18 protein-coding genes are annotated in these 14,943 nt (G+C 72.2%); 4 read left to right on the top strand and 14 right to left on the bottom strand.

All coding sequences use genetic code 11. The features are described from left to right. Positions 1-4: 4 nt before the first annotated feature. Positions 5-886: a UTP--glucose-1-phosphate uridylyltransferase gene (locus tag BN6_RS03335; RefSeq protein ID WP_015098119.1), complete on the bottom strand. Its 882-nt coding sequence runs from the start codon at positions 884-886 to the stop codon at positions 5-7. Positions 887-924: 38 nt separating this feature from the next. On the opposite strand from BN6_RS03335, the gene BN6_RS03330 reads away from it, so the two are divergent. The 4 genes from BN6_RS03330 (at position 925) to mscL (ending at position 3,456) form a co-directional block, all read left to right on the top strand. Beyond that, a complete protein-coding gene (locus BN6_RS03330) occupies positions 925-1,491 on the top strand; it encodes a 5-formyltetrahydrofolate cyclo-ligase (RefSeq protein ID WP_015098118.1) in 567 nt (188 codons plus the stop codon). Between the two features lie 104 nt (positions 1,492-1,595). Further along, positions 1,596-1,940, top strand: a complete 345-nt coding sequence (locus BN6_RS43205) for an FmdB family zinc ribbon protein (RefSeq protein ID WP_015098117.1) — start codon at positions 1,596-1,598, stop codon at positions 1,938-1,940. An 89-nt stretch (positions 1,941-2,029) separates the two neighbouring features. Then, the gene (locus tag BN6_RS03320) at positions 2,030-2,536 is read left to right on the top strand and encodes an SAF domain-containing protein (RefSeq protein ID WP_015098116.1); all 507 of its coding nucleotides are present in this window, start codon (positions 2,030-2,032) and stop codon (positions 2,534-2,536) included. A gap of 524 nt (positions 2,537-3,060) precedes the next feature. Continuing rightward, positions 3,061-3,456, top strand: coding sequence for a large-conductance mechanosensitive channel protein MscL (mscL, locus tag BN6_RS03315; protein WP_015098115.1), 396 nt, complete (start codon positions 3,061-3,063; stop codon positions 3,454-3,456). A gap of 109 nt (positions 3,457-3,565) precedes the next feature. Here the strand turns inward: mscL and BN6_RS03310 are convergent, their stop codons facing one another. The 13 genes from BN6_RS03310 to BN6_RS03255 form a co-directional block, all read right to left on the bottom strand. Beyond that, on the bottom strand, positions 3,566-3,748 hold the full coding sequence (locus tag BN6_RS03310; RefSeq protein ID WP_015098114.1) for a hypothetical protein: 183 nt from the start codon (positions 3,746-3,748) through the stop codon (positions 3,566-3,568). Continuing rightward, positions 3,745-4,245 carry a MogA/MoaB family molybdenum cofactor biosynthesis protein gene (locus tag BN6_RS03305; protein ID WP_015098113.1) on the bottom strand — a complete coding sequence of 167 codons (501 nt, stop codon included), beginning with the start codon at positions 4,243-4,245 and terminating at the stop codon, positions 3,745-3,747. The genes BN6_RS03310 and BN6_RS03305 overlap by 4 nt, the downstream gene beginning before the upstream one ends. A gap of 401 nt (positions 4,246-4,646) precedes the next feature. Next, a complete protein-coding gene (locus tag BN6_RS03300) occupies positions 4,647-5,660 on the bottom strand; it encodes a sensor histidine kinase (protein WP_015098112.1) in 1,014 nt (337 codons plus the stop codon). Beyond that, positions 5,660-6,352, bottom strand: a complete 693-nt coding sequence (locus BN6_RS03295) for a response regulator transcription factor (protein WP_015098111.1) — start codon at positions 6,350-6,352, stop codon at positions 5,660-5,662. Before BN6_RS03295 ends, BN6_RS03300 begins: the two co-directional genes overlap by 1 nt. Before the next feature lie 62 nt (positions 6,353-6,414). Continuing rightward, the gene (locus BN6_RS03290) at positions 6,415-7,182 is read right to left on the bottom strand and encodes an OmpA family protein (RefSeq protein WP_015098110.1); all 768 of its coding nucleotides are present in this window, start codon (positions 7,180-7,182) and stop codon (positions 6,415-6,417) included. After that, entirely contained in the window at positions 7,179-7,682 is a 504-nt protein-coding gene (locus tag BN6_RS41535; RefSeq protein WP_158509340.1) for a sigma-70 family RNA polymerase sigma factor, read from the bottom strand. Before BN6_RS41535 ends, BN6_RS03290 begins: the two co-directional genes overlap by 4 nt. Before the next feature lie 70 nt (positions 7,683-7,752). After that, a complete protein-coding gene (locus BN6_RS46455) occupies positions 7,753-7,929 on the bottom strand; it encodes a hypothetical protein (RefSeq protein ID WP_158509339.1) in 177 nt (58 codons plus the stop codon). A gap of 252 nt (positions 7,930-8,181) precedes the next feature. After that, positions 8,182-9,210, bottom strand: a complete 1,029-nt coding sequence (locus BN6_RS03280) for a S1C family serine protease (protein ID WP_408005275.1) — start codon at positions 9,208-9,210, stop codon at positions 8,182-8,184. Positions 9,211-9,799: 589 nt separating this feature from the next. Beyond that, positions 9,800-10,885: a galactose-1-phosphate uridylyltransferase gene (galT, locus tag BN6_RS03275; protein ID WP_015098106.1), complete on the bottom strand. Its 1,086-nt coding sequence runs from the start codon at positions 10,883-10,885 to the stop codon at positions 9,800-9,802. Further along, on the bottom strand, positions 10,882-11,682 hold the full coding sequence (locus BN6_RS03270; protein ID WP_041311808.1) for a DeoR/GlpR family DNA-binding transcription regulator: 801 nt from the start codon (positions 11,680-11,682) through the stop codon (positions 10,882-10,884). The genes galT and BN6_RS03270 overlap by 4 nt, the downstream gene beginning before the upstream one ends. A 224-nt stretch (positions 11,683-11,906) precedes the next feature. Then, positions 11,907-12,773, bottom strand: a complete 867-nt coding sequence (locus BN6_RS03265) for a GNAT family N-acetyltransferase (protein WP_015098104.1) — start codon at positions 12,771-12,773, stop codon at positions 11,907-11,909. Positions 12,774-12,835: 62 nt separating this feature from the next. Further along, positions 12,836-14,215, bottom strand: a complete 1,380-nt coding sequence (locus tag BN6_RS03260; protein WP_015098103.1) for a HAMP domain-containing sensor histidine kinase — start codon at positions 14,213-14,215, stop codon at positions 12,836-12,838. Beyond that, the gene (locus tag BN6_RS03255; RefSeq protein WP_041311805.1) at positions 14,212-14,901 is read right to left on the bottom strand and encodes a response regulator transcription factor; all 690 of its coding nucleotides are present in this window, start codon (positions 14,899-14,901) and stop codon (positions 14,212-14,214) included. Before BN6_RS03255 ends, BN6_RS03260 begins: the two co-directional genes overlap by 4 nt. Positions 14,902-14,943 lie beyond the last annotated feature (42 nt).

Raw genomic sequence — 14,943 nt, 5'->3', positions numbered from 1 at the left:
TCGTTCAGGAGTTGCCGAGGCGTTCCCGCAACCACTCCCCAAGCTCGGGCCCGTAGTCCGGGTGCTCAAGTGCGAAGTCAACCGCAGCTTTGAGGAATCCTCCCGGATTGCCCAGGTCGTGTCGCCCACCCCGGTGGACCACGACGTGCACCGGGTGACCCTCTTCGATCAGCAGTGCGATGGCGTCGGTGAGCTGCAGCTCGCCGCCCGAGCCGGGCGTGATCCGCTTGAGCGCGTCGAACACCGCCCGATCGAGCAGGTACCGGCCGGCCGCCGCGAACGTCGACGGCGCGTCCTCGGACCTGGGCTTCTCGACCATGCCGACGACCTGCTTGACGTCGTCGTCGTCGGTCTCGCGGACGTCGAACACGCCGTACGCGGAGATCTGCTCCTTGGGGATGTCGAACGCGCAGAGCACGCTCCCGCCGAACCGCTCGCGCACCGCGGACATCCGGGTCAGCACGCCGGTGGGCAGCACCAGGTCGTCGGGCAGCAGCACGGCCACGGCCTCGTCGTCGCCGGTCAGGTTGCCCTCCGCGCAGCCGACCGCGTGGCCCAGGCCCAGGGCCTTGTCCTGGATCGCGGTCTCCACGTGCAGCAGGGTGGACGCGCGCCGGACCTTCTCGACCAGGTCGCTCTTGCCGCGCGCTTCGAGCGTCCGCTCCAGCTCGGGCTGCGGCCGGAAGTACTCGGCGACCGCGTCCTTGCCCGGTGAGGTGACGATCACGAGCTTGGTCGCACCGGCCTGGGCGGCCTCGGCGGCGACCAGCTCGATCCCCGGGGTGTCCACGACCGGCAGCAGCTCCTTGGGCACCGCTTTGGTGGTGGGGAGGAAGCGCGTGCCCAACCCCGCAGCGGGCACGATTGCTGTCTGGAAGGCGCTCATGGGGAGCGAGCGTAACGGCGCGCCTAGGGTGACCTGCCATGACGTCCGATCTACGTAACCGGAAGGCGACTCTGCGCACACGGTTGCGAGCCGCACGGCGTACCGCGGACCCCGTGCCGCTGTCGGCCGAGGTGCTGAGCGTGGTTGCTGCGTTTGATGTCGTACCTGGTCAGACGGTGTGCGCGTACCTGGCGATCGGGGGTGAACCGGGGTCGCTGGAGATGATCGACACGCTTCGTTCGGGCGGGTTGCGGGTACTGCTGCCGATCGTCGTCGGGGACGCGCCGCTGAACTGGGCTTTGTACGACGGTGGGCTGCGTCCGGGGCCTTACGGGCTGCGTGAGCCAGCGGGTGAGCCGTTGGGGGCTTCGGCCATCGCCGCAGCGGCGTTGGTGCTGGTCCCGGCGTTGGCGGTGGACCACCAGGGGGTGCGGCTGGGCAAGGGTGGCGGGCACTACGACCGGTCGTTGCCGATGGCGACGGGGGCGTTGGTCGCCCTGGTGCGGGACGACGAGTTCGTCCCGGCTCTGCCGGCGGAACCGCACGATGTCCGGATGAACGGTGTCCTGACGCCTGGGGCGGGCGTGATCCGCCTGCCGCTGTGACGTTGACCTGTGGGGTTTGCGCCGCGTATGCCGGCCGGCGCATCATCGTTGTTGGCACTCGTGACGGCGGAGTGCCAATTCATGGACCCGTGGAGGGGCGAACCGTGCCGACCTACCAGTACGCCTGCACCGAGTGCGACCACCGGTTCGAGGCGGTGCAGTCCTTCTCCGACTCGGCGCTGACCGAGTGCCCGGCGTGCGAGGGCAGGCTGCGCAAGCTCTACGGAGCGGTCGGCGTGGTGTTCAAGGGCAGCGGCTTCTACCGGACCGACAGCCGTTCCTCGGCCTCGTCGTCCGCCAAGAGCGACGCGAAGAGCGAGGCCAAGAGCGAGTCGTCCTCGTCCACGAAGAGCGACACCTCGTCTTCGACGACCTCCTCTTCCACTGCCTCCTCGTCCTCTTCCTCCTCTTCGAAGAGCGGCTCGACCCCGGCTGCCGCAGCCTCGTAGCACCCAAGTTATCCACAGGCCCCCGAGTTAATCCACAACTCGGGGGTTCGTGCTTTCCACACCCCGCCAAGATCCCTACCGTCAACCCCATGAACCTCACGCGAAAGATCTTGGCAACGGTGTTGGCGCTGCTCGCGGTGCTGGTAGCGGCCTGGCCGGCCCCGGCGGGCACCCCTCTGGCGGTGGCCGCGCGCGACCTGGCCCCAGGCGTCCCGCTGACCCCTGACGACCTCAGAACCATCCACGCCCCACCCGAGTTGTCCCCAGCCGGTCCGGTCACCGCGGCGGAGGCGACCGGGCGCACCCTGCTCTCACCGGCCCGAGCCGGCGAGCCCCTCACCGACGTCCGTTTGGCGAGCCGCGACCCGGACACGGCGTCGGTGGCCGTCCGCCTGGCCGACCCGGCGGTGGCAGCCCTGCTGCGCACAGGCAGCCGGGTGGACGTGGTGGGCGCGGAGTCCCACGTCCTGGCCGAACACGCCTCGGTGACCGCCGTCCGCGACGGCGAGGTCGTGGTCCTGACCGTGAGCCGCGAGGCAGCAACCAAGGTAGCCGCCGAATCCCTGACCCAACCCGTAACCGTCACCCTCCGCTAACCCTCACGCCGCCAACCCCACCCGGCCCGCCCGCACGGCTGGCCCGCCCGCACGGCTGGCCCGCCCGCACGGCTGGGCAGGCCGCACGGCTGGGCAGGCCGCACGGCTGGGCAGGCCGCACGGCTGGGCAGGCCGCACGGACGAGACGGACATACAGGCCCAGCCATCCGAACGGGCAGGCACGGCCTGGCTCGGACCCAGGTCGCCCGGCTTCAGGTCGGGTCCGCTGGCTCAGGTCGAGTTACAACGAGTCGGGGCAAGGCGGGCACGGTCCGGTCCGGCCCAAGGCGCGGTCCGGCTCAGCGCGCGAGGGGCGGGGCCAAGGCGGGCGGAGCAGCGTGGGTTCGAACACGTCCAGCATCGGCGATAGGCGGTAGGCGGTGCTGGATGGCGGGGGTCACCCCGTCCGCGCGTTCAAGTTCCACGGAACGAGAGGAGACACACGTACCCGCTGTGTCACGGGAAGTCGACCGACCGGTTACCCTCCGCTAGCCCCAATGTCCCCCCGAATGGAGGAACCGGCTGTGATCAAGGGATTCAAAGACTTCCTCATGCGCGGCAACGTGGTCGACCTCGCGGTCGCCGTCGTGATCGGCGCGGCCTTCAGCGCGATCGTCACCGCGTTCACCAACAACCTGATCAACCCGATCATCGCGCTGTTCGGCGGCAACAACGTCGACGGCCTGGCGGTCAAGCTCGGCGAGAACGACAAGACCATCGTGGACTTCGGCGCGATCATCACGGCGATGATCAACTTCGTGATCGTCGCGGCCGTCGTCTACTTCATCTTCGTGCTGCCCATGAACAAGATCAAGGAGCGACGCGAGCGCGGGCAGGAGCCCGGCCCGTCGGAGCCGACGGATGTCGAGCTGCTCAAGGAGATCCGCGACCTGCTGGCCGCACAGCAGCGCAACGGCTGAGCCCAGCAGCAGCGCCGGCACAGCGGCTGGTCACCCCTCAGTGGGGCTGGTCACCGGAGTCGACGGCCGTGCCTCGCCCGCGTGATGCGCAATCCTCCTGCCTGGGTGACTACTCGTGGTGGGGAGGTCGGTTGTCGAGGTACCACTGGTCGTCACGTCGCTGGGCGGCCGGCTCGTCCGCCGCTTCGGGCAGGACTTCGCCGAACACCTCGGCCAGCCGACGACGCCGCGCCGCCTCCTTCGCCACCTGTTCGGCAGCGGCGGCAGCGGCGTCGTCAACGGGCTCGCTCATGCTTCGTCGAGCCCGGAGAGCTGCTCGATGACGTAGGGCACCAGTGCGGAGAGCGTTGCCATGCCGTCCCGCACCGCCGAACGCGATCCCGCCAGGTTCACCACGAGGGTGCTGCCGGACACCCCGACGAGGCCGCGCGAGATCCCCGCGTCGACCGCGCCGGCGGCCAGCCCCGAAGCCCGGAGGGCCTCGGCGATGCCCGCGATGGGCCGGTCCAGCACACCCTGCGTGGCGTCGGGCGTGACGTCGCGCGGCGACACACCGGTGCCGCCGACGGTGACCACCAGGTCGACGCCACCGATGACCGCGGTGTTGAGCGCGGCGCGGATACCCACGACCTCGCCCTCCACCGCGACGGTGCCGTCGACGATGAATCCAGCTTCCTCCAGCAGCTCGGTGACCAGCGGTCCCGTGCTGTCGTCGTGCTCACCGTGCGCCACCCGGTCGTCCACGATCACGACAAGGGCGCGTCCCAGGCGCTGCGCGCTGCGTTCCATGCGGATCACCGTAGCCAATCGGCGGATACGACGGTTCCGTGCCGTGGTGCTGTCACCGCCAATCGCACGCCGTTACCACCCTTGACGTCGGTGACGTGCGGGTTTTCCACACCGGCGGTGCTGGGTTCATCGGGTCACACATCGCCGGCCAACTGGCGGGTCACGACGCCGTGTGCCGTCGCCGCCGTGTGCCATCAGGCGACCGTCGTCGTCCACGGCCAGGGCCGCTACGACGACCAACGCTGGTACGACCGGCCGTGCCCGCACTGCGGCGCACCCTCACGCCGCGTCTGGTGCCCGAAAACGCCCCACTCGACCCCCACAGACCCCGGAAGCACCCACGCCGCCGGAAAGCCACACAGAGCCCTACGCGACCCCGGACAGCCGCCCTGAGCCTCCGGTCAGGTGGTGCGCAGTGGGCTGCTGAGGGGGAGGCGGACTTCGAAGCGGCAGCCGGGGCCGTGGTTGCGGGCGTCGATGGTGCCCTGGTGGGCTTCGACCAGGCCGCGGGCGATTGCCAGGCCCAGGCCGCCGCCGACCGGTTGGCGGCTCGGCGTGCCGCGGAACGCCACCTCGAACACGCGCCCCAGGTCGGCCTCCGGGATTCCGCCGCAGCCGTCGTCCACGCGCAGCAGCGCCTGCGCGCCGTCGACGTCCACCCGCACGGCGACCGTCCCGTCCGGCGGCGTGTGCCGGATCGCGTTGGACAGCAGGTTGCGCACCACCCGCGCCAGTTCCGGGTCCGAGCCGAGCACGACCGGCCAGGTCACGGCGTCCGCCCGGAGCACCACGCCCTTGCGGGACGCCACCGCGCTCTCGGCCGCGACGACCTCGCTGACCACGTCCGCCAACGGCACCTCGGACAACGTCAGCCGCAGCGCGCCGGCCGTGATCCGGGACAGCTCGAACAGGTCGTCGACCATCCCGGACAGGTTCGCCGCCTCGCCGGAGATCCGGCCCGCGTAGTCGGCGACCTCGGCGGGCCGCGCGACGACCCCGTCGGCCAGCGCCTCGGCCATCGCCCGGATCCCGGCGAGCGGGGTGCGCAGGTCGTGGCTGATCCACGCGACCAGTTCGCGCCGGGACGCCTCGGCCGCGCGCTCGCGGGCCCGCGCCTCCCGCTCCCAGACGCTGCGCCGCGCGAGGCCGCGCCCGAGCAGCACCGCCGTCGGCACGGTCACCACCGCCACCAGCAGGCACACCAGCAGGGTGGTGACCAGGATCGAGCTGAACATGAACCCGCTGACCGCGAGCACCCCGCCGATGGTCGCGACCACCGGCACGATCGCCAGCACGGTCAGCGCCGTGGCCAGCGAGCCGTGCACCAGCCGCCGCATCACCAGCACGCCGAGCACCGCCAGCGGCAACGAGAACAGCACCGCGTACGGGAAGATGTGGGAGATCTCGACCAGCATCACGCGCCCCCGTCGTACCGGTAGCCGACGCCCCACACGGTCGCGATCCGCACCGGGCGGGCCGAGTCGACCTCGACCTTCTCGCGCAGCCGGCGCACGTGGACGGTCACCGTGGACTGGTCGCCGAACTCCCAGCCCCACACCCTGGCCAGCAGCTCGGCCCGGTCGAACGCGGTGCCCCGGTGGGTCAGGAAGAACACCAGCAGGTCGAACTCGCGGGTGGTCAGCGACAGCTCCCGACCGTCCAACGACGCCGAGCGCGCGCCGACGTCGACCCGCAGGCCGCCGTCGACGAGCGCCGGCGTGCCCCGGTCGGCGACCACCCGCGACCGGCGCAGCACGGAGGTCACCCGCAGGGCCAGCTCGCGCGGGCTGAACGGCTTGGTCACGTAGTCGTCCGCGCCGAGCTGGAGCCCGGCGATCCGGTCCTCCTCCTCGCCGAGCGCGGTCAGCATCACCACCGGCACCGCGCTGCGCGCCCGCAGCCGGCGGCACACCTCCAGACCGTCGATGCCGGGCAGCATGAGGTCAAGCACGACCAGGTCCGGTTCGCGCTCGGCGACGCGGCGCAGCGCGTGCTCGCCGTCGCCGACCAGTTCGACCTGGTGCCCGGCCAGCTCCAGGTAGCGGCGCACGACATCGCGCACCGTCACGTCGTCGTCCACGACGAGCACCCGACCGGTCTCGTTCATCGGTTCACCAGTTCGTCAGGAGGGGACGGGCAACCACGCGGGTGCACGGTAGCCAGTCGCGGTTACGTCGACTTCACGACGATCTCCACGGACCTGTTGCGCTGCGCCGCGTCAAGAACGAGGGTGCCGTCCCGGTCGAGGTCGGCGACAAGGGGATCGGCATAACCCCGAGCCTCGACCCGGATCCGTTCAGCACCCACGCCACCGGCCACGAGCCGCTCCCGCACCAGGTACGCGCGATCCGCGCTCAGCCGTACTGCGGCGTCGACCGGTCCGATCGTCGCGGTGCGCCCGACCAGCCCGATGCGCGCGTGGGGGCGGTTCCTGATCTCCACCATGATCGCACCGAGCAGCGTGTCGCCGCGGGAGGTCAGCTGGGTGGTGTCGGGTACGAACTCGACCACCTCCCGCACCTCCACCGGGGTGATCTCGACGCGGGACAGGTTGGGCGGCAGTTCCACGCGCCGCAAGGTGGGGGGCGCGGACCCCGGCGAGACGTTCGTCAAGCCGGCCCGCGGGTTCCTCGACGTCGGCTCGCCGGGAGACGACACGATGGCCTGTGGCCAGTCGGCGGAACCCGGTGCCGCCGTGGTGGGCAAGGACGAAGCCGCGAACACCGCGACGATGATCAGGCACGCGCTGACGAGGAGCGCGCGCACCGGGTCCGCCGCGATCCGGGGGGCCACCCTGGTGAGCAGCGCGGCCGTCAGCACCGCCGTCCGGTCACGTCGGGACACCCGGTGCGGCGGCGTCGGCGCGCGAACGGTCAACTCCGCGACGAAGGACTGGTGGCGTTCCCGCAGCAGCCGGTCGAACTCGTCGTCGTTCATCGGGTTCCCTCCTTCTCGTTGGTCACGAGGACCGACCGCAGGTGCGTGCGGGCCCTCTTGAGCAGGTCGTACGCGGTGCGCTCGGGCATCCGGAGCCGACCGGCGACCTCCTTCGGCGACAGGCCGTCGAGGAACAGCGCCATGACCGCGCGCTGGTTCTCCGGCAGCGACCGCATCGCGGCGACGAGTTCGTCGTGCTGTTCGACGGCTCGGTACTCGTGCGTGCCGTCGTCCTCGGCTCCGGGAGGCAGGTACCCCTTGGCCCGCAACCGGCGCAGCGGGTCGTCCTTCACCTTGCGCACGGCGGAGCGCTTGGCCGCGACGCGGACCCACCCGGCGCGGCGACCGGCCTTGACCTTCTTCTCCCAGGCCGCGGCCATGGCCTCGGCGGCCGCGTCCTCGGCGATGTGCCGGGCGAACCCGTGGTAGCACAGGTAGGCGACGACCCGGCCGTACTCGGCGCGGAACTCGATCTCGGAGAAGGTCGGGTCGTCGGGCATGGGACCCCGCTGGGGACGGTTGTGCGCACGGGTGTCGACGAACGGAGGATCGGTCCGGAGCGCCATGACGTCACCGTCTCGTCCGGGAACCACGCTTCGACAACAGCACCGCCAAGGCCACGGCCAGGGCGGTGACCACGGCGGTGGCGACCCCGGAACCGGTGACCGAGTAGAAGGTGCTCGCGCCGACTAGGACGCCGGTGACCACGGAGGACGCGTTCTCGCCCGGAGGCGTTCTGGAGGTCATGTGAACCAAGGGCCCGAGAGCTCCCGGTTGCGCAACGGCCGCCCGGATATCACCCGATCGGAGTCGCTCGATTCCGCGTCACCGCGCCATGTCCGCCACGCGGAGCCGACCGGTGGCAGCGGAAAGCCGGGTCTGCGGGACCCGGCCGGCAACGCACAGAATTGAGGCCGCACTCCGGCAGGTGAGGGGCGGCCTGCCGGAGTGCGGCCTCAGCACCGGCTCGGGGCACGCGAGCCGGAGTTCGTGGGGGGCTTACCTGATCTCGACGGGCTGGCTGCCGAGGGTCACCTCGACCGTGCGGCCGCCGCTGAGCGTGAGCTGGACCTTCTCGCCCGGGGCCCGGGAGCGGACCGCGGCGACCACGGCGTCGGAGCTGTCGATGGCGCGGTCGCCGAACTTGGTGATCACGTCGCCGGCCTTGAGGCCCGCCTGCTCGGCCGCGCCGCCCGGGGTCACCTCGCGGACCTGGGCGCCGCCGTCGCGGTCGTCGGTCACCTGGATGCCGAGGACGGTCTGGGTGGCCTTGCCGGTCTCGCTGAGCTCCTTGGCGGTGCGCCGGGCCTGGTCGATGGGGATGGCGAAGCCGATGCCCACCGAGCCGCCCTGCGCGGACTGGGTCGTGTTGGGGCTGTAGATCGCCGAGTTGATGCCGACGACCTGGCCCTTCATGTTGACCAGCGGGCCACCGGAGTTGCCGGGGTTGATCGCCGCGTCGGTCTGGATCGCGTTGAGCACGGTCGCCTGGCTGCCACCCTCGCCACCGGCCCGCACCGGGCGGTTCAGCGAGCTGACGATGCCGGAGGTCACCGTGCCGTTGAGGTCGAACGGCGAGCCCACGGCCACCACCTGCTGGCCGATCTTGAGGTCGCCGGAGTTGCCGAGCTCGGCGGTGGCCAGGCCCGAGACGCCGTCGGCCTTCACCACGGCCACGTCCGAGGACGGGTCGCGGCCGACGATCTTGGCGCTCGCCGACCGGCCGTCCTGGAACTGGACCTTGATCGCGCCGCCGCTCGCGGCCGACTCGACCACGTGGTTGTTGGTCACGACCAGGCCGTCCGAGCTGATCACGAACCCGGAGCCGGCACCACCCTGCACCTGCACCTGCACGACGGTCGGCAGCACCTTCTGCGCCACCTGCTCGATGGAGCCCTCGGGTGCGTTGCCGGTCTGCTGGGCGGGCGGGGCGGTGTTCAGCGCGTTGGTCACCGGACCGGACCGGTCGGCCGCCTGGTAGCCGAGGTAGCCGCCGACCCCGCCCGCGACGCCGCCGACGGCGAGCACGAGCGCGGTGACTCCCGCGACGACCTTCCCGCGGCCCCGGTTCCGCGGCGTGACGACCGGAGGTCCGGGCGGTGCGTAGTAGGGCCCAGGTCGGCCAGGCGTCCCCTGCAGAACGCCTGGCCCACCCGGAGCGTCCGGCCGGGCACTCCCCCAGCCGGGATGTGGTGCACCGGAGCTGCCCTGCACAGCTCCGTGCGCACCGGGGTCCGATGGCGCGGCGCTCCCCTGCGAAGCGCTCGGCGCACCGGCGGCCGGTGTCGTGGGGCTCCCCTGCGAAGCACCCGCGACACCTTCGTGCGGCACGGCGTCTCCCTGCGAAACGCCCTGCGCGCCTGCCGGCGGGACGGGGCTGCCCTGCACAGTCCCGTGCTCACCGGCGACCGGCTGGCCAGCACCCTGCTGCTGGAAGCCGGCGTACCCGTGACCGGAATCGGCGCTGTCGCGGGCCCAGGGGTTGGGCTGCTGCGGCTGAGGCCGCTGCGGCGGCTGCGGCTCGTTCTCGGTCATGTCCACCACTCTGGGGTGCGCGCCTGAGAGGAGCCTTAAACAGACCTGGGGATCACTTGTGAGAGTGCGGCGGTCCGGGAACTCACCGGGCGGCGCGCAGCCGCTCGGCGATCTGCTCGGGCGTCGCGTCGTTGATCCACACGCCCATGCCGGACTCCGAACCGGCCAGGTACTTGAGCTTGTCCGGCGCGCGGAGCACCGAGAACACCTCCAGGTGCAGCCACGCCAGGTCGCGCCCGGTGCGCACCGGGGCCTGGTGCCACGCCGCGATATAAGGCAGCGGACGCTGGTAGAGCGCGTCGAGGCGGCCCAGCACCTCCAGGTAGAAGTGCGCGAAGTCGTCCCGCTCGGCGTCGGTCAGCGCGGGCAGGTCGGGCACTTGGCGGTGCGGCACCACGTGCACCTCGACCGGCCAGCGGGCGGCGGCGGGCACGAACGCCGTCCAGTGCTCCGACGTGCCCACGACCTGGGTGCCGGCCGCGCGTTCGGCGGCCAGCACGTCGCCCAGCAGCGCACGGCCGTGCGCCGCCCGGTACTCGGCCGCCACCGCCAGCATCCGCTCGGTCCTCGGCGTCACGAACGGGTAGCCGTAGACCTGCCCGTGCGGGTGAGAGAGGGTCACCCCGATCTCCTCGCCGCGGTTCTCGAACGGGAAGACCTGCTCCACGCCCGGGATCGCGCTCAGCGCGGCGGTGCGGTCCGCCCACACGTCCACCACGGTCCGCACCCGCGACGGCTCCAGCGACCCGAAGGACGTGGTGTGGTCGGAGGTGAAGCACACCACCTCGCACCGGCCGCGCCCCGCCGCGCGGGCCACCATCGGCATACCGTCCACAGTGGACGACAGCGCGGGCACGTCCTCGGCGAACGACGGGAAGCGGTTCTCGAACACCACCACGTCGTAGTCCGCCTCGGGGATCTCGGTCGGCCTGCCCGGCGCGGACGGGCACAGCGGGCACAGGTCGGCCGGCGGCTTGTACGTGCGGGTCTGCCGGTGGGCGGCCATCGCCACCCACTCGCCGGTCAGCGGGTCACGGCGCACCTCGGACAGCGGCTGCGACGCCGGCAGGTCCCGGGTGTCCACGGCCGTGCGCGGCGGCGCGCCCGGGGTGTCGTCGAAGTAGATGATCTCCCGGCCGTCGGCCAGCTTCCCCGCCGTGCGCTTCACGCCGTCCCTTCCTCTCCCCGTCCCGGCACGGGTGCCAGGAGCAGTTCCCCGACCTGGTCGCCCAGCGCGGCGCGGGCCGCGTCGCCCAGTCCCTCGTCGGTGACCAGCACGTCCGCCTCGCCGAGGTCGGCGATGGTGGAGATGCCGACCGTGCCCCACTTGGTGTGGTCGGCCACCACGACGACCCGCCCGGCCGCGTCGACCAGGGCCCGGTCGGTCTCGCTCTCGTCCAGGTTGGGGGTGGTGAAGCCGGACCGCTCGGCCATGCCGTGCACGCCGAGGAACACGACGTCCAGGTGCAGGGACCGCAGGGCCTGCACGGCGACCGGGCCGACCAGCGCGTCCGACGGCGTGCGCACGCCGCCGGTGAGCACGACGGTCCGGTCGGTGCGCCCGCTCTGCTGGAGCACGTCGGCGACCCGGATCGAGTTGGTGACCACGGTCAGGTCCGGGACCTCGTCCAGGAACCGGGCCAGCGTCCACGTCGTGGTGCCGGCGGAGAGCCCGATCGCGGTGCCGGACCGGACCAAACCCGCGGCCAGCGCCGCGATCGCCTCCTTCTCCGGCAGCTGGCGCACCGACTTGGCCTCGAAACCGGGCTCGTCGGTGCTGCGGCCGACCACGGACGTGGCCCCGCCGTAGACCTTCTCCACCAGGCCGCGGGCGGCCAGCACGTCGAGGTCGCGGCGCACGGTCATGTCCGAGACGCCCAGCCGCACGACGAGGTCGCCCACCCGCACCGCGCCGGTCCGCCGGACCTCTTCCAGGATCACCGCTTGTCGTTGCCGCGCCAGCACGCCACACCTCTTCCCGAGTACGCCACGCGACCACAAGCGTTGCTGACCACGTCGACAACGTCAACACAGTCGAACAAGACCGATCGTTCGGGTGCGGTCACCGGCACCGATCGTGAACGGCGTGACCGTCCGGACTTCGTCCCAGTTCAGGGGATTGGAACCAGTCCGCGAGGGGTGACGTGCCGACCGTGTTCCCGACCACAGTTCGGACAACGCGGTTTGACCTAGTGTTTGTTTGTGTTCGACTCCGGGTCGAACGCCAGCTCGACCTGGGCCTCCACCTGCTCGAAGCCGAGACGTCGGTACAGGGCGTTGGAGGTCGGGTTGGACTGGTCGGTGTTGAGCACCACCTGCGCCGCACCGGCCCCGGTCGCCCACTCGGCCGCCGCTGCGGCGACGGCCGACCCGTACCCGCGACCACGGGCTTCCGGCGGCGTGTAGACCACGGAGATCCGGCTCACCGAGGACGCCGGGGCCCGCGCCACGGCGACCGACACCGGCTCGCCGTCGACCTCCCACAGCACGAACCCGTAGCCCAGGCCGAGCCACTCGACCACGTCGGCCCTGAACTGCTCGACGCCCCGGCCCGGCCAGGACCCGGTGTCCCGCGCGAAACCCCGCCAGTACTCGGTGAGCACCGGCAGGTCCTCCGGACCGGCGAGCCGCGGCCGGCCCGGCACCGAGGTCGGCGGCACCAGGTCGCCGAGCCGGTAGAACAGCAGCTCGACGACCGTCCGGACCGAGCCGCCGGCGACCCGCGTCCACTCGGCGGCGAACGCCTCGGCGAGCGGGCGCGGGCCGAACACCCCGCCCAGCCCGGGGTCGGCGGCGCGCCAGTGGGCGACCGACTCCGGGACGTGCTCCGGCCGGATGGTCCCGACGTGCACCGGCCTGCCCCGGTTGCGGAACGCGGCCCCGACCACCCCGGCCGCGTCGTGCAGCGTGAACAGCCGGGCCACCTGGTTGACCGCCCTGGCCCGCTCGCCCACCAGGTAGGCGAGGGCGAAGCTGTTGCGCACCGGATCGGCCTCGTAGACCGGGCCGGCCAGCCGCCAGAACGTGGTGAGGTCGTCGTGAAAAGTCCCTTGCACAGCAGGGACTATGCCGGCGGCCGGCCGGTCGCCCGGTTCGCCGCGCGGTCCGCCGGCACGGGTCAGGGGCGGCCGGGGAGCCGGAGCACGAACAGCGCCCCGCCCTCGGGTGCCCGGCCCGCGTAGGCCGCGCCGCCGTGGCGTTCCGCGGCCTGCTTCACGATCGCCAGGCCGAGCCCCGAACCGGGCAGGGTGCGGGCCTCCGACGAGCGGTAGAAGCGCTCGAAGACGTGCGGCAGGTCGTCGTCGGCGATGCCGGGGCCGGAGTCCGCGACCTCCAGCGCCACGCTGCCGTCGCCCACCTGCCGCAGCTCCAGCCGCACCACGCCGCCCGCCGGGCTGAACTTCACCGCGTTGTCCAGCAGGTTGAGCACCGCGCGCTCCAACGCGCTGGAGTCGCCGAGCAGCGACCACGGCTGCAACCGCACGTCGAACCGGACGTCGCCGGGTGCCCGCCGGCGGGCCCGGTCCAGTGCCCGCTCCACGACCTCGACCAGGTCGACGGGCTCGTGCACCACCTGGGGCGCGTCCTCCCGGGCCAGTTCGACCAGGTCGCCGATCAACGTGGTCAGCTCGTCGAGCTGCGCCCGCACGTCGGTGTTGATCTCCGCCTTGTCCTCGTCGGACAGCGTCGGCAGGTCGGGCCGCTCGGAGGCGAGCAGCAGCTCCAGGTTGGTGCGCATGGACGTCAGCGGGGTGCGCAGCTCGTGGCCCGCGTCGGCGACCAGCCGGCGCTGGCGCTCCTGGGAGTCCGCGACCGCGACCAGCATCGCGTTGAACCGCTGGGTCAGCCGGGCCAGCTCGTCGTCACCGGTCACCGGGATCGGGCGCAGGTCGCCGGTCAGCGCGACCCGCTCGGTCGCCTCGGTCAGCCGCTGCACGGGCCGCAGGCCGGTGCGCGCCACCGCGGTGCCCGCCGCCGCCGCGACCAGCACGCCGATGCCGCTGATCACGAACAGCACCACGGACAGCTTGCCCAGGGTGGTGTCCAGCGGCTTCATCGACTGCGCGATCACCATCGCCCGGCCGTCCTCGTACTGCACCGAGATGACCCGGAACCCGCTGCGCGTGTCGTTCCACAGGTTCTCGGTCTTCTGGCCGCGCGCCACCTCCAGGTCGCCCGCGGACGACGGCGGCGCGACGGTGCCCTTGGGGTAGAGCATCTGGCCGTCCGAGGTGAGCAGGCCGATCCGCACGTCGCCCGCGGCCAGGAACGCGCCCGGGATCTGGGTGACGTCGGTGTTCACCCTCGGCGCGACCACCGCGGCGTCCGCGCGCTGGCGCAGGCCGAGGTTGAGCTGGTCGTCGAGGTTGCTGCTGACGGTCATGTACGCGCCCAGCGACACCACGCCGACCACCCCGGCGACGCAGAACGCCGCCAGGAGGGTGACCCGTGCCCGCAGGGAAACGCGCTGGAACCGCCCGTTGGCGGTGGTGATCACGGAGGGGTCTCCCGCAGGACGTAGCCGACGCCCCGGACGGTGTGCAGCAGCCGGGGCTCGCCCTCGGCCTCGGTCTTGCGGCGCAGGTAGCCCACGTAGACCTCCAGCGCGTTGCCGGAGGTCGGGAAGTCGTAGCCCCAGACGTCCTCCAGGATCCGGCCCCGGGTGAGCACCTGCTTGGGGTGCGCCAGGAACAGCTCCAGCAGGGCGAACTCGGTGCGGGTGAGGCTGATCGGCCGCTCGCCGCGGCGGACGTCCCGGGTGCCGGGGTCCAGCTCCAGGTCGGCGAACCGGAGCACCGCGCCGGCGGGCTCCTCGGCGTCGCTCACGGCCCGCCGCAGCAGCGCGCGCAGCCGGGCCAGCAGCTCCTCCAGCGCGAACGGCTTGGGCAGGTAGTCGTCCGCCCCGGCGTCCAGCCCGGACACCCGGTCGGACACCGCGTCGCGCGCGGTGAGCACCAGGATGGGCAGGTCGTCGCCGGTGCTGCGCAGCCGGCGGCACACCTCCAGCCCGTCCAGCCGGGGCATCATGACATCGAGGACCATGGCATCGGGACGTTGCGAGACGACCGATTCGAGGGCCTGCTGACCGTCTCCGGCCAGGTCCACCTGGTAGCCGTTGAACTGCAGTGAGCGGCGAAGCGACTCACGCACGGCCCGGTCGTCGTCGACAACGAGGATGCGCATGGGGATCAGTGTTGCTCCTGGTCCTGAGAGCCGCCTGAGAAG

Origin of the sequence: Saccharothrix espanaensis DSM 44229 (assembly GCF_000328705.1) — a bacterium.
In the GTDB taxonomy this organism is placed as follows: domain Bacteria; phylum Actinomycetota; class Actinomycetes; order Mycobacteriales; family Pseudonocardiaceae; genus Actinosynnema; species Actinosynnema espanaense.
This window is presented reverse-complemented; position numbering and strand designations above follow the sequence as displayed.